Source organism: Dyadobacter sp. 676, from assembly GCF_040448675.1.
Lineage (GTDB): Bacteria > Bacteroidota > Bacteroidia > Cytophagales > Spirosomataceae > Dyadobacter.
The window spans coordinates 6,581,355-6,604,869 of record NZ_CP159289.1; the positions used below are offsets into that span (position 1 = coordinate 6,581,355).

Here is a 23,515-nt window from a genome sequence, read left to right on the forward strand (position 1 = left end):
CATTCAAAATTAACGCCCCGGCAGCATCGGAAACAACCTTCTCACTTCCGCGTCGCTTGGCTGCTTGCCGTATTCTGTGATTTCGAAAACTTCCACGTATTTCACCTTCGCCGCCTTGTCCGGGCCGTACCATTTTTCGAGGGACTGGCGGATTTCAGGGGTTACTGACGAGCGCTTTTCCATCGAAGCGAAGAGCCATTTTTTACGGTCGTTTACATCCTTGGGGACATTAGCAAAGTCCCCGTTTGTCCAAGGGAGCCACTCATAGAATTGGGAGACATGCGCGTCCAGTCCGTCAACTTTTTTAGCAAGGTTTTCGGTGATATCTACTGCGATATCGGGGCGGAACGGGTTCGGCCTTTGAAAGCGGTCGCGGAAATAGAGAAAAACCGGGTTTTTGGTAAGCGGCGGCACGCTGCTTAAAATGTTGGGTACGATTACCAGGTACGCGGCATCCTGCACGACCACGCCCGTGTTGCGGTGATCCGGGTGATAGTCGTTCGTGCGCGGCGCGATGACCACATCCGCATTCCATTCGCGGATTTTACGGATTACGGCTAGCCTGTTTTCGAGGGTAGGGAAAAGCTCGCCGTCGTGGTTGTCGAGAATGTCATATTGGATTCCCCAGCGACGTGCAGCTTCCTGTGCTTCTTTGTAGCGGCGGTTAGCCAATTCTCCGCCGCCGATGTCCTGGTGGCCCTTGTCGCCATTGGTCATCGACACAAACTTCACTTTATGTCCCATTGAGGAGTAAATGGAAGCGATGCCGCCGGCTCCGAGGTCGCAATCGTCGGGGTGGGCACCGAAGACGATAATGTTGAGCGGCTTCTCCGCGCCGCCGGCTGGCTGCGCGAATGTGCTCACGCCGCACCAAAGCAGCGCGGGAAGGAACAGTAGTTTCCTGATCATTTTTAGAAAGGTTATTTAGGTTTGGAATAATCGCAAAATAGGAATTTAAATTTTGCAGTGGCTCTCCGCGACCTTATTTTATATACAGCCCGGCATGTTGCGCCGGTATGTCGACCGGCATTTGGTTTTTGTTTGAAAATATAAATTTCGGGGCACCTTTTTCCCGGGAAAAAATTCGCGATTTTATTGGGCCGGTTTGCTATATACTTTCATGAAGAAATCCGCGTCTGCTGCGCGTGAGGCAGGAAAAAATTATATTTCGTAACTTGCCAGACTTCCAAGGCCTTACTGTTTTCCAGCCAAATATTTAAACTGGCCCCGCTTAGATTCTCCTAATAATCCTGTATCTTTGTATCCCGTAATCATAGAAAAACAGCAAAGTCTTATGGCTTCCAAAGCACGAAAGACCGCTAAGTACATTTTCGTTACGGGCGGTGTTACATCTTCACTTGGCAAGGGAATCATTGCCTCATCACTAGCTAAATTACTACAAGCCAGAGGGCTCTCAGTCACCATTCAAAAATTCGACCCGTATCTGAACATCGATCCGGGCACCATGAACCCCTACGAGCACGGCGAGTGCTACGTGACCGACGACGGTGCCGAAACCGACCTCGACCTGGGCCATTACGAGCGTTTCCTGAACGTTCGCACATCACAGGCAAACAACGTTACCACGGGGCGTATTTACCATAACGTTATTACGGCCGAACGTCGCGGCGACTTCCTGGGTAAAACCGTACAGGTCGTTCCGCACATTACCGACGAGCTGAAAAGAAATATGCTGTTGCTGGGCCAGACCGGCGATTACGATATTGTGATTACGGAAATCGGTGGTTGCGTGGGGGATATCGAGTCCCTGCCGTTCCTGGAAGCGGTTCGTCAGGTGAAATTTGAAATGGACGAGCAGGACACCCTGGTGATCCACCTTACTTTGATCCCTTACCTGAACTCGGCGGGCGAGCTGAAAACCAAACCGACGCAGCACTCCGTCAGAATGTTGCAGGAATCGGGTATCCAGCCGGATATCCTCGTGTGCCGTACCGAGCACCCGTTGCCTTACGACATCCGCAAGAAGATCGCGCTGTTCTGTAACGTGCAGGTGAACTCTGTGATCGAAGCGATGGACGCCGATACGATTTATGCTGTGCCTCTGCTGATGCTCAAAGAGCGCCTCGACCAGCGTGCATTATATATGCTCGATATTTATAATGACAAGGACGTGGATCTCGATTCGTGGAAGACGTTCCTTTCGAGGTTGAAGAATCCGATTGATTCGGTTCGCATTGGGCTTGTCGGTAAATATGTGGAACTGCACGACGCTTACAAATCCATCGCGGAGTCGTTTATCCACGCGGGAGCGGCCAACGAATGCAAGGTGAATATCGAATGGATACATTCCGAAAGCCTGACAGCCGAGAATGCCGTGGAGAAACTCGAAAACCTGGATGGTGTACTCGTAGCCCCCGGCTTCGGCGAGCGCGGTATCGAGGGGAAAATCGCCGCGATCCAATATGTGCGCGAGAACAACATTCCTTTCTTCGGGATCTGCCTGGGGATGCAAATGGCCGTGATCGAGTATGCACGTAACGTGATCGGCTGGGAGAATGCGCATTCGGTGGAGATGGATACCACTACCGACCATCCGGTAATCCACCTGATGAAAGATCAGAAGGACATTTCCAACAAAGGGGGTACGATGCGCTTGGGCGCTTATCCCTGTCGCATTAAAAAAGATACGCTGGCGCACAAAATCTACGGCAAAACGAACATTAGCGAGCGTCACCGCCACCGCTACGAGTTCAATAACAAATATTTGAAGGATTTCGAAGAAAAAGGGCTTATCGCTACGGGCATCAATCCGGACAATAATCTGGTTGAAATGGTCGAGCTGCCTACGCACCCGTTCTATATCGGTGTGCAGTTCCACCCGGAGCTGAAAAGTACGGTCATGAACCCGCACCCGATCTTCGTCCACTTCGTGGCTGCCGCATTGAGCTATTCATTGCAAAAAAGGTCGGTGGAAACCTTGAACCCGGTTTCCCACTGATCATAATTTAAAGGTGACAAGAAAAATTTCTTGTTACCTTTGCCGACCCTTTGCGGTATAGTATTTCCAACAATTTAAAGTAAATAATGGATAAAAATTTTGTAATCGGCCTGGTGTTGATCATGCTGATGCTCATAGGCTACCAGATACTGGTCCCGAAACCTGTGGAACCAACACCGGTAGCAGAAGTAAAGAAGACGGCACCCAAGGCCGTTTCGGTTGCTTCCGACTCTTCCTCACAATCAGTTGATTCCGCTGCCATCATTCCCCAGAAGGACCTGGTAATCGAAACCCGGGATGCCCGCGTGGTATTTACCAACAAGGGCGGTGTGATGAAAGAGGTGATGTTGAAAAAATACAAAACCTACGATCAGAAGCCACTGTACCTGATCGCAGAAGGCCATAACAATTTCCAGATCGACCTGCCTACACAAACGGGCGATGTGAGACTGACAGACCAGTTTTTCACCACCGACGCACAGGACAGAACGCTCGCAGAGAAGGATTCTGCGGTGATCACCTACCGTACCATGTTGAAAAACAACCAGGTAGTGGAGCAAACTTACGTCGTTCGCGGCACAGGCTACCTGATTGACTACGGCATTAAAGCAACAGGCGCATTGCCGGCGAATAAATCGCTCAATTTCCACTGGGATAACGACCTGTTGCAACTCGAAAACGACATGAAAAAGAACCGTGAGGTGGTTACCGTTAACTACTACACGGACGAGCTCAAAAGCCTGCCCACCAGTCCGACGGCTAATGAAGAAGAAAAGACCGCAGATCCTGTTAAATGGTTCACCATCAAGCATAAATACTTCCTGGCAGGGCTGATCGCCGAAAAACACCCGTTCAGCAATGTGGTAATGCGTGCCAATGTGAACCCGGAAGACTCGGTGATCGTAAAGAATATGAACGTTTTCGCGGCTATCCCGGTCGCGGCGGTCCAGAAAGGGGAGGCTAACTTTCAGTATTACCTCGGACCTAACGAATACCACATTGTAGACAAGGTGAAAGCGGAGAATTTCGATCAGAACGTTTACCTCGGCTACGCATTCCTGAAACCGATCAACAAGTTTTTCCTCGTTCCGCTTTTCAACCTGATCGAAGGCTTTGTGAGCAATTATGGCTTGCTGATCATCCTGCTGGTATTGTTTGTAAAAACATTGCTGACGCCGCTGACTTACCGTTCGTACATCAGCATGGCTAAAATGCGTATCCTGGCGCCCGAGCTGGAACAGATCCGCGAGCAGAACAAAGACGACCTTGCGAAGCAGCAGCAGGAACAAATGAAGCTTTACCAGCAGGTAGGTGTGAGTCCGCTGAGCGGATGTGTGCCGGTGCTCGCCACCATGCCGATCCTCTTCTCGCTCTTCTTCCTGTTCCCGAACCTGATCGAGCTGCGCCAGCAGTCGTTTCTGTGGGCCAGCGACTTATCGACCTACGACTCGTTCTTCAAGCTGCCGTTCAATGTGCCTTTCGGCATCGGTAACCACATCAGCCTGTTCACGATCCTGATGACGGCTTCCAGCATTGGTTATGCCTATTATAACAACCAGAACACGCCAACACAGCCCGGGCCGGTCAACATGAAGGCGCTCGGATATGTAATGCCGCTTATGTTCATGTTCATTCTGAACTCTTTCCCGGCTGGTCTGACGTTCTACTATTTCGTTTCGAACATCGTGACCATCGCGCAGCAGCTGCTGATCAAGCGTTTTGTTAACGAGGACAAGATCAAAAATATCCTCGAAGAGAACCGCAAGAAGAATGCGACCGGCGAGAAGAAGCAGAGCAAATTCCAGAAATACCTCGAAAAGTCGTTGCAGGCTGCGGAAGAGGCGAAAAAGAAACAGGCTGAATTAGAGAAGAAGTCTAAAAAGAAATAAAAGTTTTTTAAGATCGTAATTAATAAAGGGCAATGTTCCGGTTGGGATATTGCCCGTTTTTTTCCATTTTGGGCTGATTTTTGCAGCACTTGAATCAGCATAATCTTGACCCCGGAATCCTGATGAAAATTATCTTTTTTTTGATTTTGACAGTCCAGATCGGTTTGTACCAGGCGGCCTACGGGCAGAACAACGCCCAGTCGGATACCCGGTACCGGTCGGCCCTGGCAGATTATAAACAAGGTAAATACGCCGCGGCAATGGACAAGTTCTATCCCATGACGAGCGTGAATGCCAAAACGGCCTATTCGCCTTATGCGCATTATTATTACGCACTCAGTGCATTTCAGCTGAAACGCTACAAAGACAGCCGGCAAATGCTGCTGCAATTACAAAGCCGCTATCCCGGTTGGAACAAAATCAATGATGTGTATTATCTGCTTGGAGCGGTAAGCATGGCCAACGGGCAAATCGACGAAGGGCTGAACCAACTGGCGAAGATCAAAGACTCGTCGCTGAATAAGGATGTGCAGGCATTGAAACAGCATCATCTAGCGTCGATCAGCGATTTTCTGAAACTAAAAGAACTGCAAAAGCAACACCCTTCCGACCGGGACATTGCGTTGATCGTGTACCAATCCATCCAGTCGGCTCGTACGCCTGCACAGGGCGATCTGGCATATGCGGAGCAGCTCGACAAGCAGTTTAAATTCAACAAAAAGGAAAAAACGGAAGACGCGCCAAAACGCAGCGCTCCGAAATCGGATACCCAATGGACGAAGGGATACCTGGACGTAGCCGTGTTGCTGCCGTTCCGTCTCGATGAATTCACCGCTTCCAGGCGCCGTTCCAACCAGTTCGCCTACGACTATTACCTTGGCCTGACGATCGCGAAGGAGCAACTGCAAACGGAGGGAATCAATGTAAATCTCTGGGCATACGATGTAAGTAACGATGTCAAAAGCATGCGGGCGATTGCCGATAACAAGAACTTCCAGATGTCGGACATGGTAATAGGCCCGCTGTACCCGGGTACTTTCGATGTGGCCGCGGATTTTGTATCGGGCAGCAACGCTATTATGCTGAACCCGCTTTCGACCGACGCCGGTTTGCTGAAAGCCGGTTCCAACATTTATCTCGGGCATCCTTCTATCGCGTTCCAGACGCAAAAGGCCGCCCAATGGATGCGCACGCTTTCGCCGGGCTTGTCGGCTGTGATTTATTACGGCAATACCTCGAAGGACTCGGCGATGGCTGTTTCCTATGCCAGCGAATGGAAAGCAAAAGGAGGGAAGATAACAAGCATATTGAAAATCCAGCCCGACCGCGAATGGATGGAAAGTAATATCCCTTCGTTTGAAACCAATAAGCCGGCGCACATCGCATTGTTCTCGTCCGACGGCGAATCGGGCGCTCATCTGATCGAGGTGCTGAACAGCCGGAAACTGAATAGCCTGCCCGTGGTGGCGACCTCGACGAGCTTCAATACGCAGCAAGCGAGATTATCGCGGTACGGCGTGCGTTTGTCGTTGATCGACGCCGATTATGTGGACCGCGAGAAAGAAACGATCCGCCAGTTCCAGAAGAATTACTATAACAAAACCAGCACATTCCCGTCGGTATATTCCTACCAGGGATACGATCAGTTGCTTTTCTTTGCCCGGATGCTTTTCAAATACAAGGACAAGCTTTCTTCCGGTCTGCAATCGCGGAAATTCGGCAGCGAGGAATACCTGCTTTCGGGTTTTGATTATACCAAAGGGAATGAGAACCAGATTACGCCTGTCCTGAAATACAACGGCTCCAAATGGGTGCCGGTGGACAGATAATACCAACCGATTAACAGAATGAATATTTCAACGAGCCAGCAACTTTTCGAAAAAGCACAAAATTATATCCCCGGTGGGGTCAACTCGCCTGTACGCGCATTTCGTGCGGTGGGAGGTTCGCCCCTGTTCATTAAGTCGGCCAAGGGGCCGTATATTTACGACGAGGACGGCAACGAATACATCGAGCTGATCAACTCCTGGGGCCCGATGATCCTCGGACACGCCCACGAGCTCATTCAGAAGGCTGTTTCCGACGCTATTCAGCATTCGTTTTCCTTTGGCGCACCTACGCGCAGGGAGGTGGAAATTGCCGAACTGATTGTTTCGATGGTACCCTCCATCGAAAAAGTGCGGATGGTGAATTCGGGTACGGAAGCCACGATGTCGGCCATACGCGTCGCGCGCGGGTACACGGGCCGCGACAAGATTATCAAATTCGAAGGCTGCTACCATGGCCATGGCGACAGTTTCCTGATCGCCGCGGGCAGCGGGGCTGTAACTTTCGGTACGCCGGATAGTCCGGGGGTAACAAAAGGGGTTGCCAACGACACGCTTACCGCGCCGTACAACGATCTTGAAGCCGTGCAGCAGCTTGTGGATGCCAACAAGGGCCGGATCGCCGCATTGATCCTCGAACCCGTTGTAGGTAACATGGGCTGTGTACTTCCCAAAGAGGGCTTTCTACAAGGATTACGTCGTATTTGTGACGAAGAAAGCATTGTTCTGATCCTCGATGAAGTCATGACCGGTTTCCGGCTTTCGAAGGGCGGTGCGCAGGAAAGATTCGGGGTTACACCGGATTTAACAACGTTAGGGAAAATAATAGGCGGCGGAATGCCTGTCGGGGCATATGGAGGCAAGGCGGAAATCATGAACTACGTTTCGCCGGCAGGGCCGGTTTACCAGGCGGGCACGCTTTCCGGTAACCCCATTGCGATGGCCGCGGGTTATACGATGCTTACTTATTTGAATGAGCATCCGGAAGTGTACACACAACTAGAAAGAGCAGGTACCAAGCTCGCAAATGGCTTCCGGGCTTCCATGGAAAAGTTGGGTTTAAAGTACACCTTGAACCAGATCGGTTCGATGTATACGCTGTTCTTTACGCGGAATGCCGTTATGGATTTCCCATCCGCCAAGTCGTCGGATTTGCCGTTATTTGGAAAATATTTCCACGCGATGCTGAACCGTGGCATTTACATGGGACCCAGCCAGTTCGAAGCGATGTTCCTCTCGACCGCGCTCACCGATGCGCATTTGGAGCGGATTATTGCGGCGAATGAGGAGGCATTGGCGGAGGTGACAAAATAATTTCGAATGATTGAATGATCGAATGACCGAATATTTTCATTCAATCATTCCCCATTCCACGGCGGATCATTCAGTCATTCCCCGTTCCACGGCGGATCATTCAGTCATTCAATCATTCAGTCATTCAATCATTCAATTATTCAAAATTGAACTCCCGCCGCTACTCGATCATCATCCCCGTCTACAACCGCCCCGACGAGTTGGAGGAACTGCTTGGCTGCCTGGCCGTGCAGACTTACCGTAATTTCGAAGTGGTAATCGTCGAAGACGGCTCCAAAATCAAAGCCGACGGGGTGGTCGCTTCCTTCGCGGACAAACTCGACATTCATTACTATTATAAAGAAAACGGCGGGCAGGGCTTTGCGCGTAACCACGGTTTCGAACACGCTTCGGGCGATTACTTCATATTACTCGATTCCGATGCATTGATCGAGCCGGATTACCTTACCATTGTAGAAAACCGCCTGAATACCGATTATGTAGACTTGTACGGCGGGCCGGATACCGACCATCCCTCGTTTACACCGATTCAAAAGGCAATCAGTTATTCGATGACGTCGGTGTTTACCACGGGGGGAATTCGGGGTAAGAAAAACAATATGGGCGGTACATTTCACCCGCGGAGCTTCAATATGGGCCTTTCGCGCAAGGTATGGGAGCGCACGGGCGGGTTCCTGACGAGCCGGATGGGGGAGGATATCCTGTTCAGCATCGCTGCGCTGCGGCTTGGTTTTAAATCGGCATTGATACCCGAAGCATTTATTTATCACAAGCGCCGCACGCAGTTCGGGGCGTTTTTCAGACAGTTGAAATTCTTCGGCCGCGCACGCATCAATATCGCCCGCTATTACCCCGATGAACTCAAACTCGTGCATACATTTCCGTTGCTGTTTACACTCGGCGTTTGCAGTATTCCGTTGTGGTACTTCATTTACAAGCCATTCTTTTATCTCGGGCTCGCGGGACTGGTGGCTTACGTCGCACTGCTATTCATCGACGCATTGCGAAAAACAAAGAGTGCAGAGGTCGCATTCCTGAGCATCGGCGCCGCTTTTGTTCAGCTTTTCGGCTACGGAACCGGCTTTTTGCAGGAAGGCTGGAAACGGCTTTGGGAAAACAAATCTCACCGCGAGACGGGGGCAGCGATTGAGTATCCGTCCTAAAGTGGTCGGAAATGGTCATGTGTTGTCAGAAATAGTCATGTGATGTCATGTATTGTCAGGAATAGTCAAGTTTAAAGAAAAAGAGGTGGCTTCTCGCGAAACCGCCTCTTCCATTATAACAATCATTAATACAATAAATGACTACACATTACCACTCCTGACCACACCTGGCTACTTTTGACAAAAGTAAACAATCTCCTCACCCGGCAACGAATAACGCTGCACCTCGGCCGGGGTCAGTTCGTCCATCACAAAGCGGTCCTCGGTTACTTTGAAACCGCCTTTTTCCAACTCACGGCCATAGTTGCGGCCGAAGAGGCGAAGGTGGTCGTTTTGAAGGAAGTGCTTTTCGCGTTCCTTCGGATCGGTGATCGTCGGATCTTCGTAGGTTACTTCGTATTTCATATTCTGGGGCGATTGGATCAATGCCCAGCCGCCTGGTTTGAGCACACGATGGAGCTCGCTTATGGCGAGAATATAGTCGTCGACGTGCTCCATCACGTGGTTGCAGAATGCGACGTCGAAAGTATTGTCGGGAAAGGGGATCCGGTGAATGTCCATTTTTACCTTCGCGAGGGGTGACTCGATGTCGGCGGTGATGTAATCCAGGTTTTTCATCTGCTCGAAGCGGTCGATGAAGCAGTATTCGGGCGCTACGTGCAGCACTTTGAGATTGGCGGTATAAAAATTCGTTTTGCGCTTCATATACAGGGCCATCAGCCGGTGCCGTTCGAGCGACAGGCAGCTGGGGCACAACGCATTCTCGCGGCTCGACGTGTTGCGGCCGTAGGGCAGGAACTTGCGGTACCTGCTGTTGCATACGGGGCACTCCACTTTGTTGCCGATATAGAAAATGCTGAGCAGCCGCGCAGCCCAGTGTCCTACGAGTTGCAGGTACGGTCGCGGGATGTAGCGCAGAACTAAACTAATGATGGATTTCATTAAACCAATTGACTAAAAATTAATAATTTTAGGATCACAACACCGAATAGCCTGGATAAATGATCCCCTCGATTGACCCGAAACCACCTGGAAAGCGACTGATCAAAAAGATGTCGACACGCACGAAATGGATGATATTAGCTCCATTAGGCCTGTTGCTTTTCAGTTTTGGTCTTACTGTCCTCAGCGAAGCAGCGCATCAGCGGCGTATCGGGGAGCCTACGCAGGTTTGGGTCGTGCTGGGCCTTTACAGCCTGGCGCTTATCAACGGCGGCCTGATCATGTTCGGTGAGGCGCTGCGGTTCCGTATTTTGCTGGACGTCCGTCGCGAAACACGCCGTAGTATGCGCCAGTTGCTGCGGAAGGTCAATCTGAAAGCTGCCGGAAAAAACAAGTCCGGTAAAAAAAGCAAAAAGCCCTACCAAAACAGATTGACAGGACTAGTTGATAGCATTCCGAAGAGGCTGGATTATTTTTTATTTGCTTCGAATTGAGCCTTGATAGCCTCAACGTCAACATTGCGCACTTCTGGTTTGCGTAGAAGGTTTTTGATTGTAGCAACGCGGTTGTTGGCAACTGCCTTGTTTCTGCGACCTTTACGTTTTAATTCCGTAACTCCCATTGTAAAAGTTTGTTTTGTGAAAGAGCCGCAAAATTAAGCATTTTAACGTAAATAATGCACGCAATAGTCATAAATATTGCATAACCTGCCCTAACTTTACGGTTTCATAGGCCATTCGAGGCCCAATTTCACAGCATTATCAGAATGAGTAAACCATCTCTTGCCCGCGGAACCCGTGACTTTGGTCCGGAGCAAATGGCAAAGCGTACTTTCATTTTCGACACCATCCGACGCTCTTTCCAACGATACGGTTTTCTGCCTTTGGAAACACCCGCTTTTGAAAACCTGTCGGTACTGATGGGTAAATATGGAGAAGAGGGCGACCAACTGTTATTCAAAATACTGAATTCCGGCGATTTCAGCGGAAAGCTCACCGACGCCGACTGGCATGCGGGCTCGAAATCTTTGACTAACAAAATTTCTGAAAAAGGCTTGCGCTACGACCTTACCGTGCCGTTCGCGCGCTACGTAGTAATGAACCGTGGCACGCTGGCTATGCCTTTCAAACGTTACCAGATCCAACCCGTCTGGCGCGCCGACCGTCCGCAGAAGGGCCGCTACCGTGAGTTTTACCAATGCGACGCCGACGTGGTAGGCACCGATTCGCTGCTTTGCGAAGCGGAAATTGTGATGCTTTTGCATGATATCCTGCCTGCATTGGGTATTAATGACTTTACAGTAAAGATCAATAACCGTAAAATCCTGACCGGCATCGCCGACATGATCGGGGCGCACGGCATGGAGGGGCCGCTTTGTGTAGCGATCGACAAATTGGATAAAATCGGGAAGGAGAAAGTCGTTGAAGAACTCGCCGAACGCGGTTTCGCCGCTGACAGTATCGATAAGCTCGAACCGATTTTCAATCTTTCGAATGCTGGGGATCCGTTTGCGGAGCTGAAAAGCTGGCTGGCCGGATCGGAAGTGGCGTTGAAAGGTATTCAGGAGCTGGAAGAAGTTTGGGCAATGGTGAAGGTCCTGGGACTGGAAAATGCGAAGATCGAGTTCGATGTCACGCTCGCACGCGGACTTTCCTATTACACGGGCGCTATTTTCGAAGTGAAGGCCAATAATGTACAGATCGGCAGCATTTCGGGCGGCGGCCGCTACGATAACCTGACGGGTACATTCGGTGTGCCGGGCATTTCCGGCGTAGGTATCTCGTTGGGAGTAGACCGTATTTATGATGTGATGGAAGAATTGAACCTTTTCCCCGAAAGCCAGAAGACCAGCACGAAGGTAATGATCTCCAATTTCGATCAGGAGGCATTTGCTTATGGCCTGTCGATCCTGCCGAAACTCCGGAAAGCAGGTATTAACTCGGAGATTTACCCGGATCCGGTGAAGCTGAAAAAGCAGCTGGATTACGCCGACCGCAAGAATATCCCGTTCGTGATTCTGATCGGTTCGGAAGAAATCCAGTCGGGTTTGCTGACTTTGAAAAACATGAAAACCGGCGAACAGCAGAAACTGAAAGCGGAAGATATCATAACTTTGCTCGACCGGGAAGACCAATAACCCTAATTCAATACCGACAAACGGCTGCGTGAGCAACCTATAACTTTATGAATGATAATATTTTAAGAATTGCCATCCAGAAATCGGGCAGGCTCAGTGAAGATTCTTTAAAACTGATCAAAGAATGCGGCATCCGTTTCGACAACGGGGCAGGTAAGCTCAAAACCGACGCGACGAACTTTCCCGCCGAAATCCTTTTCCTCCGCGACGACGATATCCCCGGTTATGTGGAAGACGGCGTGGCGCATCTGGGGATCGTAGGAGAGAATGTTTCGGAAGAGTCGTGCAAGGACGTGGATACCGTTCATAAGCTGGGCTTTTCGAAATGCCGCCTGTCGATCGGCGTTTTGCGTGAGCAGGAATATAAGGGTGTACAGGACCTGCAAGGCAAGAGCATTGCGACCACCTATCCCCGGTTGCTGGAACAATATCTTAAATCCCATAATGTTACGGCGGATATTCACGAGATCAGCGGGTCGGTGGAGATCGCGCCGAGCATTGGCCTGGCCGATGCGGTTTGCGATATCGTAAGCTCGGGCAGCACTTTGCTGAGCAATGGTTTGAAAGAAGTGGAAACGATTTTCCGCTCGGAAGCCGTCATGATCGCCAGCAAGCATCTTTCCGATGTGCAGAAAGGCCTGCTGGACCAGCTTTTGTTCCGTATCAAGTCGGTGCAGGTGGCGAAGAACAACAAATACATTTTGCTCAACTGCCCCGTGGAGGCCGTGGAGAATATCAGCCGGTTCCTGCCGGGCATGCGTTCCCCTACGATCCTGCCATTGGCGACCGAAGGCTGGTGTTCGCTGCATTCGGTGATCAACGAGAACGAGTTCTGGGAGAATATCGAAAAGATACGCCAGGCCGGTGCGGAGGGAATCCTGGTGATCCCGATTGAGAAAATGATTGTTTAAATGCCCCGGAAACCGGGTTTTGATTTTGACATTATGAATATCATTCCATTTCCGGAAAGGGAACAATGGCCCGCATTGCTGGCCCGGCCCGTTCTGGAAGCACAGGATATCGAGGGGCGGGTGTTGCCCGTCCTCGAACAAGTAAAAAAAGGAGGGCGACGCGGGTATCAAAGCCCTCGCCCTGAAATTTGACAAACTGGAACTGACCGAGCTCGCATTTTCGGAGAAGGATATCGCCGAAGCAGGCGATAAGCTGGACGATGCATTGAAAGCGGCGATCGGCCAGGCTTACGAGAATATCTACAAATTCCACAAAGGGCAATTGCAAGCGCCAGAGAAAGTGGAAACGATGCCCGGCGTAACCTGCTGGCGCAAAAGCGTGGGAATCGAGAAGGTGGGGATTTACATTCCCGGAGGCTCAGCCCCGTTGTTCAGTACGGTTTTGATGCTCGGGATTCCGGCGCAGATCGCCGGTTGCAAGGATATTGTACTCTGCACGCCGTCCGATCATCCGGCTATTTTGTATGCGGCTAAATTGGTTGGCGTTACCAAGGCGTTTCGCATCGGTGGCGCGCAGGCGATAGCGGCTATGGCTTACGGTACCGAAAGTGTTCCGAAGGTTTATAAAATATTTGGGCCCGGAAACCAATATGTCACCACCGCTAAAATGCTGGTCAGCAAAGAAGGCCTGGCGATCGATATGCCGGCCGGGCCTTCGGAAGTGGCTATTTATGCGGACGATACGGCGTTGCCTTGTTTTGTAGCTGCCGACTTGCTTTCCCAGGCCGAACACGGCGCCGATAGCCAGGTTTTATTGGTTTCTACCAGCAAGAAGTTGCTCGGTGCGGTGAATATCGCATTGGCCGAACAACTGGAAGTGCTTCCACGTAAAAGAGCTGGCCGCTCAGGCCATGGTGAACAGCAAGGCGATCCTGGTCGAAACCGGGGAAGAAGCCATTGAAATACTCAACCAATATGCGGCGGAGCATTTGATCCTCAGCATTGCCAATGCGGAAGAGGTTGCCGGGAAAATATATAATGCCGGTTCTATATTCCTGGGCAATTACACGCCCGAATCGTGCGGGGATTATGCGTCGGGTACCAACCACACATTGCCTACCAATGGCCACGCAAGGGCTTACAGCGGGGTTTCGGTGGATAGCTTCGTCAAAAAAATCACCGTGCAGCATATTACGGAGGAAGGCATCCGCAACATCGGTCCTACGGTAGAAGCCATGGCCGCAGCCGAGTCGCTCGACGCCCATAAGAACGCCGTGAGCATTCGGTTGAAAAGTCTTTTGTGAAAAAATTTTAAGTTCGGGAAATTTGTCCTAAATTAGAGGACAAATTTCAACGGCCTTAAAATTACATGGAAATGACAGCATACATGGTAAACGAACGTTTGGGAGGCTACGGAATCCTCAAACATGCTGTAAAGAATGACTTCGACCTGGCTTACCTGGCCGAAAACGGCGTTCCGAAAGCCTCTATCCAGCACCTGGCTGATTCAATCGGGATGGATATCAAAGATGTGATAGCGCTGTTGCCTGTTACTTCAAGGAACTTGCAGCGATACAATGACATCGACCTGCTCAGCAATGTAGTTTCTGATCATCTGATCGCCCTGGCTGACTTGTTCTCGGTAGGGAACAGGGTTTTGGGTAAAGAGTATTTCCTCGATTGGCTGAACAACGAGGTACCTGCGCTGGGTAGTGAGAAACCGATCAGCTTTTTACGGACCCATGCGGGTATAGAGCTGGTTAAAACCGAATTGGGGCGCATGGAACACGGTATTTTCGCTTAATGGAGCTTTTCAGGATAACACGATCGGAATATCAGGAAGATTTGAGTGGAATAGGGGCTTTCTACAACGGAGGAAGATGGAATTCCCCGAGAAATGCCATGCTTTATACCTCCTCGCACCGCTCGCTGGCTATGCTGGAAGTGCTCGTACACTGGCATAAAACAGTGACGCCCCCGAATTACGTGATCGTTTGCCTGGAATTACCCGATGATCTGGCGACCGTTACCGAGCCGAGCCTGATCCCCGACTGGCCGGAAGACCAGCAATGGAGCAAAAATACGGGCGACGCCTGGCTGAAAGCCGGGAACAGTCTTTTGCTGAAAGTGCCCTCGGTGGTGGTGAAGGCGGAGCAGAACTACCTGGTCAACCCGATGCATCCCGACGTTGTTTCGCTCAGGATCACCGATATAGAGCCACTCAATTTCGATAAAAGGCTCTTTAAAAAGATTTAGAACCCACACACGGCAACCGCCGTAATTTACGTTAGTATGAACAATAGTTTCGACCTCAACAAACTTCTCCGCCCGCACATCCTCACGTTGGCCCCGTATTCCTCCGCAAGGGACGAATACACCGGTCATGCAGGGATATTCCTGGATGCGAACGAAAACCCCTACGGCTCGGTGACAGGCGAGCGTTATAACCGCTACCCCGATCCTTACCAGGCCGAAATCAAACAAAAGCTGGGGCCGATCAAGCAGGTGAGCCCCGATCGTATTTTTCTTGGGAACGGCAGCGACGAGCCGATCGACCTGCTCACGCGCGCTACGTGTACGCCCGGGCACGACCGTGTGATCATCCTGCCGCCAACTTATGGCATGTACGAGGTAAGCGCATCGATCCACGATGTAAAAATCGATAAGGTGTCACTTACGAACGACTATCATATCGACACACAGGCTGTTCTGAATGCGGTAACACCTTCGACGAAGATCATCTGGATATGCTCGCCGAATAACCCGACGGGTAATGTCATGCAGCGCGACGCCATTCAAACCATTCTGGAAAATTTCAGCGGACTGGTGGTTGTGGATGAAGCGTACATCGATTTTACCAGCGAGCCTTCCTGGATACGGCATTTGGACCAATACCCTAACCTGGTGGTATTGCAGACATTCTCCAAAGCCTGGGGCCTGGCGGGCATCCGCGTAGGTATGTGTTTTGCTTCACCCGAGCTGATCCGCATTCTGAACAAGATCAAACCGCCTTACAATATCAGTTTGCCGGCACAGCAGGCGTTGCTGGAAGGCCTGGACGGCGTCGGGAAAAAAGACAAAATGGTAGCCGATATTCTCGAACAGCGCGAGGCATTGGCAGGCATGCTGCAAAGCTTGCCTATTGTGGTTAAAATTCACCCCACGGATGCCAACTTCCTGCTCGTGCAGTTCGAAGATGCCCGAAAGGTGATGGACTACCTGATCAGCGAGACCATCATCGTGCGTGACCGCTCACGTGTACACCTGTGCGAAGGATGCCTGCGGATCACGGTCGGAACGAAAGAAGAAAACGAAGTTTTGATCGAATCATTAAAGAAATTCCGCTCTCATAGCGTTATTGTGTAACCGCTGTTTCAGCGTTCCAGGAACATTTCCCCCGATTTACTTAAATTATGAAGAAATTAGCCTTAACTATTATTTGCGCACTTTGCTTCGGAATGGCGCATGCTCAATACGACAACTGGGCCGTAGGTTTCAAACTTGGTGAGCCCACCGGCGTCAACATCCGGAAGTATTTCAACAACATCCACGCTATCGACGTGACCATCGGTACTTACGGTGGCATCCTCAGCAACGACCGCAAGTATCGGGGCGATAACGGGATTTACAAAAACACCGGTATTTCGCTCCAAATGCATTATTTGTGGCATACGCCATTATTCAACTCGGAAGCCGTACACGTGTATTACGGCATCGGCGGGCAGATTAACAACCGCCGCTCGTACCCGAAACGCCTGAATGGTCAATATGAAAAGAATCTTACCCTGGGCGGTTCGGCGTTGGGCGGTTTTGAATATTACATACCCGATAACCGTATTTCGGTGTTCCTGGAAGGGGGAACGTATGTGGAGCTGTTGAGAAAGCCTTTCTTCCTGAGCCCCAATATCTCGGCGGGTATTCGCTTTAATCTTTAAGCAACACTTCCTTTAAAAGTATACGAGAAGCAGGCGCAAGCCTGCTTTTTTGCTTAATTTGATCCGCAGTTTCGATTCGCTTCACCAACTTATCAGCGCAAAGTGTTTAAAGTATACAGTTCATCGGCAGGCTCGGGGAAAACTTATACCCTCACAAAAGAATACCTCAAACTGGCACTTCATTCCAATTCGGAATTGTACTTCAGGCATATTCTGGCCGTGACCTTTACCAATGCGGCTGCCAACGAAATGAAGGACCGCATTCTGCTGATGTTGCGGACATTCTCGGCATATAGCGACACGGACCCGCGCCCGCATCCGATGATGCGCGACGTGGTGATCGAAATGTACCCGGATACCGGACATAATGCCGAACTTTTCGCAGGGGCCTGCCAATTGATCGCCGCACGTGCACAAATGGTTTTCGGGCAGATACTGCACCGCTATTCCGACTTTTCGGTTATGACGATCGACAAGTTCACACAGCGGCTGATCAGCAGTTTTACCGACGAACTAGGCATTCCGTTTGTGTTTGAAACACAGCTAGACGCCGATTTGCTCGACGATGCCGTGGACCGCCTGCTGGCGAGGATCGGGCAGGAGGGCGAGGAGGTGCTGACGGACATTGTCGAGAAATATTACCGCGAGAATGCCGAAGAAGGCAAAAACTGGGGCGCATTGCCCATGCAGATCCGCGACACGGCGGCGACTTTGCTCAGCGAGCAGAGTTACATGCAGATGAAACGCGTCGAAGACCTGAAAATGGAAGACTGGATCGCGGTGCGCAGGCAAATGCGCGACTTTGTACGCGGGCGAGAGGAAATGATGACCAAGGACGCGAAGAATGCATTCGACCTGATCCAATCCACCTATTTAGGTGAAAAAGACTTCCACCAGAGCGGCAGGGGCATTTACGGCTATTTCCGTGATCGTGCCGAGGGCAAAAAGCTCTGGATGGAGCCTAATTCCTACGTTTACAAAACTATCGGCGAAGGCGTCTGGTACGGTGCCAAAACGCCCGCACCCATTCGCGACGAAATAGAGCGCCTCCGCACGGATCTGGAAAACTATTTTCACCAGATAGAAAACATACGTTCGGCGGAAACCGAGAAGATTACGCTTTACAACCAGCTCGACAGGCATATTTACAACCTGTCGCTGCTGGGCGAGATCCGGAAGGAGTTCGATGCATTGCTGCAACAGAACAACCAGGTCCATATTTCGGATTTCAACCGGAAGATCGTGGATATCGTCGCGCGCGAGCCGGTGCCGTTCATTTTTGAAAGGTTGGGGGAAAAGTATAACCACATTCTGGTCGACGAGTTCCAGGACACTTCCAAGTTGCAGTTCGCGAACCTGCTGCCGCTGATCGAGAATGCGCTGTCGGGCGGGTATTTCAATCTGATCGTGGGCGATGCAAAGCAGTCGATTTACCGGTTTCGGGGCGGGGATATGGATCTGATATTGCACCTGGCACAGAATCAGGTAATGCGGCTGGGCAGCATTCTGGGCAATAGCCCTTTTAACGACGAACGGTTGTTTGCATTGGATAACTATTTGCATATCAACCATCTCAAAACCAACCGGCGCAGCTTCCGGGAGGTTACCGAATTCAATAACCGCTTTTTCGGCTTCGTAGCGGCTTCGCTGGGTGACGAATACCCGTTGATCCGGGAGGTTTACGACGAGCATTTCAGCCAGGAAATACCCGAGGGCGTGCATGAAGGCGGACATGTGGAAATCGAATTCCTTGAAATGAACGAGGAAGGCGAGGAATCGGAGGAGTCGTCGGCCGACGCGATTACCCGCCGTGCGCTCGAACTCGTAAACGGCCTGCGTGCGGAGGGCTACAACTGGCGCGACATTGCCATTCTCTGCCGCAGGAAAAAAGAAGCTACCGCACTCGCAAATGCGATGAAGGAGGCGGGCTTTCCGCTCATTTCCGACGATGCATTGTCGCTGGCGTATTCGCGTTCGGTGCATTTTGTTGTTTCGTTCATGAAAGTGCTGCACAGCTCCGATCACCGGCTGGCGCGGTACGAGGCGGCCTATTTGTTTCACCAGGTAATACGCCGGCAGAACCCCGCGCCGCACGAGTACGAAGAAATCAGGGTGCTTTGCGAAGAGCGTGGGCTGGATAGTTTTCTGGAATATTTCCGGAAATGGGATATCGGCCTCACGTCGTTCAAAATGCGGCAGGTTTCGGTTTTTGAGCTAACCGAGTTACTGATGCAGCAATTCGGTCTTTTCGGGAAAAACCTCGAAAGCGAATACCTTTTCCGCTTCCTGGATGTGGTGCTGGAATTTGGTAACCGGAAAAGCAATCACCTCGGCGATTTTTTGAACTATTGGGAATCGGCCAGATATAAATTCTCGATCACGGTGCCGGAAGGAACCGACGCCATTCGCATTACCACCATTCACAAATCGAAAGGCCTGGAATATCCCGTGGTAATCATTCCCTATGCGCATTGGAAGGTCACTCCCAATGCGCGTCTCGATAGGCTTTGGGTGGATCTGGACCCGGTCGGGTACGAAGAGATCAGGCTGCAAGGCAGGCCGGATTATCCCCATGCCAAACTCCGGAGTTCGATGGTTTCGGTAGTGAAAGAACTCGAAAATACCGTGGTGGGAGCGCAATACCGCGACGAACGGATGCGTACGCTGATCGAAAACCTGAATTTGCTGTACGTCGCGTTCACCCGGCCGGTGCAGCGCCTGTACGTGCTCGCAAAACGTGAACGTCGTTGGGAGTCGGGGCAGCAGATCAACCACTGGCTGCGCGATTACCTGGGCCAGGAAGGCTTTGTACCGGCCTGGGACGAGGCGATTTCAAAGTATGTGATCTCGGAAGCGTCGGGCGCGCCCCGGCATGCGCACGTAAGCGCCGGTACGAGCCCATTTGTTTTGAAAAACATATTAAGCAACGATCGCACCGAATCGCTGCGCCTCCGCCGCATGGCCGACCGCATTTTCGACGTGCAGACCTTCGAGCCGCGTCACGACAGGCTGCAAAAAATGCGGTATTTGCTTACCAGACTGAAAACCGTGTCGGCCCTTCCCGAAGCATTGGAGAAACTGGTCGGTGAAGGTATTTTTACCCGGAAAGAGACCCGGGAGATTGAAAGCCTCACGCGCTCGCTTTTGAAGGAGCCTTCGCTGCAAGTGCTCTATCAGGACGAAAACCATATCCAGGTTAACAAGGAATTGCTGGTGCCGGGCGGCAAGATGTTGCATATAGACAGGGTCGTTCAGCGGCCCGGCGGAGAGTATATCTTCATGGCGTTCGTCGGTGGCAACAACGCCGCCGAGCCGCGGAGGCATTTGAAAAAGTTGATGCGTATGTTCGCCGACAGCGGGAAAACATCGCGGGGAGTGCTGATAACGCTCGAAGAGGAGCTGGTAGAATGGGTTGAGCAATAGGAATATCGGGCCCTTCGAACCCGTTCGACAGGAAGCCTGTATTTGAAAATAGACCTGCTGCTTTCAACCTTAATACCCCGGGCCGTGTCCCTGGTCAGAAAGCGCAACGATTTGCAGCAATTTTTCGTAATGATTAATTGCGGGATTTCGTTGTAAAGAGTAATTCTAATTGATAAAAAACAAATGAAAACAATCAGAAACAGTTGGTCATTACTGCTGTTAATAGCCCTCGGCGGTTGCAGTTCTTCGAAAACGATGCCTTATGAATCGAAATGGAATGCGCCGTTCTCCTATGTGGACGAAATTAAACCGGACCAGCAGGACCAACGGTCGCGACTCAGATACGGAATCATCAACGACGACCAGTACGTTTACATCACGCTGAAAACGAAGGACCCGAACACTATCCAGAACATTCTCAGCAATGGTCTTAAAATCGCATTCAGTCCCGCAGGCCAGAAGAAGGAAGGTTACTCGCTTACTTTTCCGGTTGTGATGAAAGAAGACCGTAAAGCATTACGCCGTGTGGAAACCGATTTGCCAAACAGCCTGGGCCTTGGATTGCTGCTCGATTCCTACAACAAGGAGGCCCTTTGGAAGGACCGTGACGGCCAGCATCTGATCGACCTCGTACGGCCGGATGGCAGCATCAAGTCGCATATCGCGATGGACCGCGACGGTGAACTGACAGAACAAATCGCGATTCCGTTCGCGCTGATGAACGTTAATGCCCGCGAAACATCCATGATGGGAATGAGTATCAAAGTCGACGGACAATCCTCTTCCAACTCCGGTTTCAGCCCGCGCATCGGTATCGGTCTTGGCGGCGGTATCGGAATGGGGGGCGGTATGGGAGTCGGCATCGGTACCGGTGGCTATAACTCGCGTTATAACGGGAACGACCGCAACGTGGATATTCGGCTGGAAGTACAGCTGGCGAGAGCTAACTGAGCCGGCCTTTTCCGGAAATCGACAGCCCGTTGCAATAATGCAGCGGGCTTTTTTTAATGCATTGTAAATTAACAAATTGATCACTGTTAAATATTTTAACAATCAAATCGGATGTATTTTCGGTGTTATGAACGGTTTTGGGAACGTTATTTTTAGGCTTGAATGCAAGCCGCCTTCGATTGTGAACAGAAACAACATTAAGCGATTCCATCATTTTATCCGGTTCAGAAAGAACTTCACCCGTTACAGCTTCCAAAAAAGCGAGAAGTTACGAGATTGTCTTGTTCTGGCTCAAAAGCGTGCTGAACCGCAATCAGTTCCTGATCCTTTCCGGGGTCCTGGTCGGTATCACCTGCGGGCTTGCGGGGGTGGTGCTGAAATCGTTGGTACATTACATTCATTACATCATCACGTACAAGGTGCATTTCGAACGACAGGTGCTTTTTTACCTGCTTTTCCCCTTTTTGGGTATCGTACTGACCACGCTTGTCGTGCTGTTTGTTTTCAAGGGCCAGGACAGGAAGGGCATTGCGGCGATTTTGTATGAGATCGCTCAAAATTCCAGTGTCGTTTCCTCTGTCAAAATGTATTCGCAGATTGTCCAGAGCGCCATTACCGTGGGGCTGGGCGGTTCGGCGGGGCTGGAAAGCCCGATTGCCGTAACCGGCGCGGCAATCGGCTCCAATTTCGCTCAGACCTACAAGCTCGATTACCGTGAAAGGACGTTGCTGCTCGCCGCGGGAGCTACGGCCGGTATTGCCTCGGCATTCAATGCACCGATCGCCGGCATGATGTTCGCTTTCGAAATCCTGCTCACGGGCGTGGTATTTTCGGATTTTCTTCCGCTGGTAGTGGCGGCGGTGTGCGGTAGCCTCACATCCAAGGTATTGCTGAAAGAATCGGTGCTGTTCCATTTCAGCAGCCGTACCGCTTTCGATTACCACAACATTCCTTTTTACCTGGTGCTGGGCATTCTATGCGGGCTTTATGGCCGCTATTATGTGCTGATCGCGAAGTACGTCGATCATTGGTTTCATGATCTTAAATTCGGGCGCCTGCAAAAAGCGGCAATAGGCGGAGCTATCCTTTCGGTGCTTTGCGTACTGTATCCGCCGCTTTTCGGCGAGGGTTACGACACTATCAAGGCCATTACAAACGGGCAGATCCAGGAGGTTATAGCCAATAGCTTTTTCCGCTTCATCGGCTATCACGAATGGGTGGTGATCGTGTTCGTGGTTGTGATTTGCCTTCTCAAAGCATTCTCTGCGTCGATTACGATTTTCAGTGGTGGAAACGGCGGAAACTTCGCGCCCTCGCTCTTCGCGGGCGGGCTCGTAGGCTATGCGTTCGCGCTCGTATGCGAGAAGCTGGGCATCTCCAATGTGCCCGAAAGCAACCTGGTGATCGTCGGTATGGCGGGGGTAATGAGCGGCGTGCTTTACGCGCCGCTGACGGCCATTTTCCTGATTGCCGAATCGACTTACGGTTACGATCTGTTCATTCCGCTGATGATGGTTTCGGTCATTTCTTTCTCCATAGCGAAATGGTTCTCGTCGGTTTCGCCTGATCTGGAAAACCTTGCAAAACAAGGCAAGATTTTTACCCGCGAGCACGACCGCAATCTGCTGTCGCTGCTCCACATTCCGGACCTGATCGACAAGGACGTCCAGGTGGTCGGTGCGGGCGCGTCGAGGGAGGAGCTGGCCGAGCTTGTACGCACCGGGAAGCGCAATATGATAGCTGTGCTTGAAGAAGGGAATAAATTTGCCGGCATCATTTCCATGGACGATATCCGTCCGCTGCTTTTCACGCCCGACGGCTACGATGCCCTGAGCATTTCCAACCTGGCCAGGCCGGCCGCCGTTATGATCAACGAGTTCGATAACGTACTTACGATTGTCAAAAAATTCGACGAGACGGGCGCATGGAACCTTCCTGTCGTGAAGGTCGATGGCGAGTTTGTCGGCTTCATATCGAAATCCGCCGTTTTGAACAGCTATCGCCAATTGCTCCGCTCGCATTCGGGGTAGCGCAAGGTTATCGCGGTTGTATCTCGTTTCAATGC

Annotated in this window: 17 protein-coding genes and 1 pseudogene; 16 read left to right on the forward strand and 2 right to left on the reverse strand. The window is 51.1% G+C overall.

From position 1 onward, the window contains the following. Positions 1-9: 9 nt before the first annotated feature. Complete coding sequence (locus ABV298_RS28960) at positions 10-909, reverse strand: PIG-L family deacetylase (protein WP_353719612.1); 900 nt, start codon at positions 907-909, stop codon at positions 10-12. A 385-nt stretch (positions 910-1,294) separates the two neighbouring features. On the opposite strand from ABV298_RS28960, the gene ABV298_RS28965 reads away from it, so the two are divergent. The 5 genes from ABV298_RS28965 to ABV298_RS28985 all read left to right on the forward strand — a co-directional run bounded on the left by ABV298_RS28965 (position 1,295) and on the right by ABV298_RS28985 (position 9,151). After that, positions 1,295-2,959, forward strand: coding sequence for a CTP synthase (locus ABV298_RS28965; protein WP_353719613.1), 1,665 nt, complete (start codon positions 1,295-1,297; stop codon positions 2,957-2,959). 86 nt (positions 2,960-3,045) lie between these two features. Continuing rightward, positions 3,046-4,848 carry a membrane protein insertase YidC gene (gene yidC / locus ABV298_RS28970; protein WP_353719614.1) on the forward strand — a complete coding sequence of 601 codons (1,803 nt, stop codon included), beginning with the start codon at positions 3,046-3,048 and terminating at the stop codon, positions 4,846-4,848. Positions 4,849-4,970: 122 nt separating this feature from the next. After that, positions 4,971-6,677 (forward strand): ABC transporter substrate-binding protein, encoded by a 1,707-nt coding sequence (locus tag ABV298_RS28975; protein WP_353719615.1) that lies wholly within the window; start codon positions 4,971-4,973, stop codon positions 6,675-6,677. Between the two features lie 18 nt (positions 6,678-6,695). After that, entirely contained in the window at positions 6,696-7,988 is a 1,293-nt protein-coding gene (hemL, locus tag ABV298_RS28980) for a glutamate-1-semialdehyde 2,1-aminomutase (protein WP_353719616.1), read from the forward strand. A 146-nt stretch (positions 7,989-8,134) separates the two neighbouring features. Then, a complete protein-coding gene (locus tag ABV298_RS28985) occupies positions 8,135-9,151 on the forward strand; it encodes a glycosyltransferase (protein WP_353719617.1) in 1,017 nt (338 codons plus the stop codon). A 171-nt stretch (positions 9,152-9,322) separates the two neighbouring features. Here the strand turns inward: ABV298_RS28985 and ABV298_RS28990 are convergent, their stop codons facing one another. After that, positions 9,323-10,093 (reverse strand): class I SAM-dependent methyltransferase, encoded by a 771-nt coding sequence (locus ABV298_RS28990; RefSeq protein ID WP_353719618.1) that lies wholly within the window; start codon positions 10,091-10,093, stop codon positions 9,323-9,325. 59 nt (positions 10,094-10,152) lie between these two features. Here ABV298_RS28990 and ABV298_RS28995 point away from each other — a divergent pair, with 59 nt between their 5' ends. From ABV298_RS28995 to ABV298_RS29045, 11 genes and pseudogenes are all read left to right on the forward strand, one after another. Beyond that, complete coding sequence (locus tag ABV298_RS28995; RefSeq protein WP_353719619.1) at positions 10,153-10,587, forward strand: hypothetical protein; 435 nt, start codon at positions 10,153-10,155, stop codon at positions 10,585-10,587. A 272-nt stretch (positions 10,588-10,859) separates the two neighbouring features. Continuing rightward, a complete protein-coding gene (gene hisS / locus ABV298_RS29000) occupies positions 10,860-12,230 on the forward strand; it encodes a histidine--tRNA ligase (RefSeq protein WP_353719620.1) in 1,371 nt (456 codons plus the stop codon). Between the two features lie 47 nt (positions 12,231-12,277). Next, a complete protein-coding gene (hisG, locus tag ABV298_RS29005; RefSeq protein ID WP_353719621.1) occupies positions 12,278-13,141 on the forward strand; it encodes an ATP phosphoribosyltransferase in 864 nt (287 codons plus the stop codon). Positions 13,142-13,174: 33 nt separating this feature from the next. Continuing rightward, positions 13,175-14,445 (forward strand): annotated as a pseudogene (gene hisD / locus ABV298_RS29010) (histidinol dehydrogenase). 71 nt (positions 14,446-14,516) lie between these two features. Further along, on the forward strand, positions 14,517-14,945 hold the full coding sequence (locus ABV298_RS29015; protein ID WP_353719622.1) for an antitoxin Xre/MbcA/ParS toxin-binding domain-containing protein: 429 nt from the start codon (positions 14,517-14,519) through the stop codon (positions 14,943-14,945). Beyond that, positions 14,945-15,397, forward strand: coding sequence for an RES family NAD+ phosphorylase (locus ABV298_RS29020; protein ID WP_353719623.1), 453 nt, complete (start codon positions 14,945-14,947; stop codon positions 15,395-15,397). Before ABV298_RS29015 ends, ABV298_RS29020 begins: the two co-directional genes overlap by 1 nt. 36 nt (positions 15,398-15,433) lie before the next feature. Then, positions 15,434-16,507: a histidinol-phosphate transaminase gene (hisC, locus tag ABV298_RS29025; protein WP_353719624.1), complete on the forward strand. Its 1,074-nt coding sequence runs from the start codon at positions 15,434-15,436 to the stop codon at positions 16,505-16,507. A gap of 47 nt (positions 16,508-16,554) precedes the next feature. Further along, entirely contained in the window at positions 16,555-17,076 is a 522-nt protein-coding gene (locus ABV298_RS29030) for a hypothetical protein (RefSeq protein WP_353719625.1), read from the forward strand. Positions 17,077-17,178: 102 nt separating this feature from the next. Further along, complete coding sequence (locus ABV298_RS29035) at positions 17,179-20,499, forward strand: UvrD-helicase domain-containing protein (protein WP_353719626.1); 3,321 nt, start codon at positions 17,179-17,181, stop codon at positions 20,497-20,499. A gap of 183 nt (positions 20,500-20,682) precedes the next feature. Beyond that, on the forward strand, positions 20,683-21,450 hold the full coding sequence (locus tag ABV298_RS29040; protein WP_353719627.1) for a hypothetical protein: 768 nt from the start codon (positions 20,683-20,685) through the stop codon (positions 21,448-21,450). A gap of 281 nt (positions 21,451-21,731) precedes the next feature. Continuing rightward, entirely contained in the window at positions 21,732-23,480 is a 1,749-nt protein-coding gene (locus ABV298_RS29045) for a chloride channel protein (RefSeq protein WP_353719628.1), read from the forward strand. Positions 23,481-23,515: the final 35 nt, after the last annotated feature.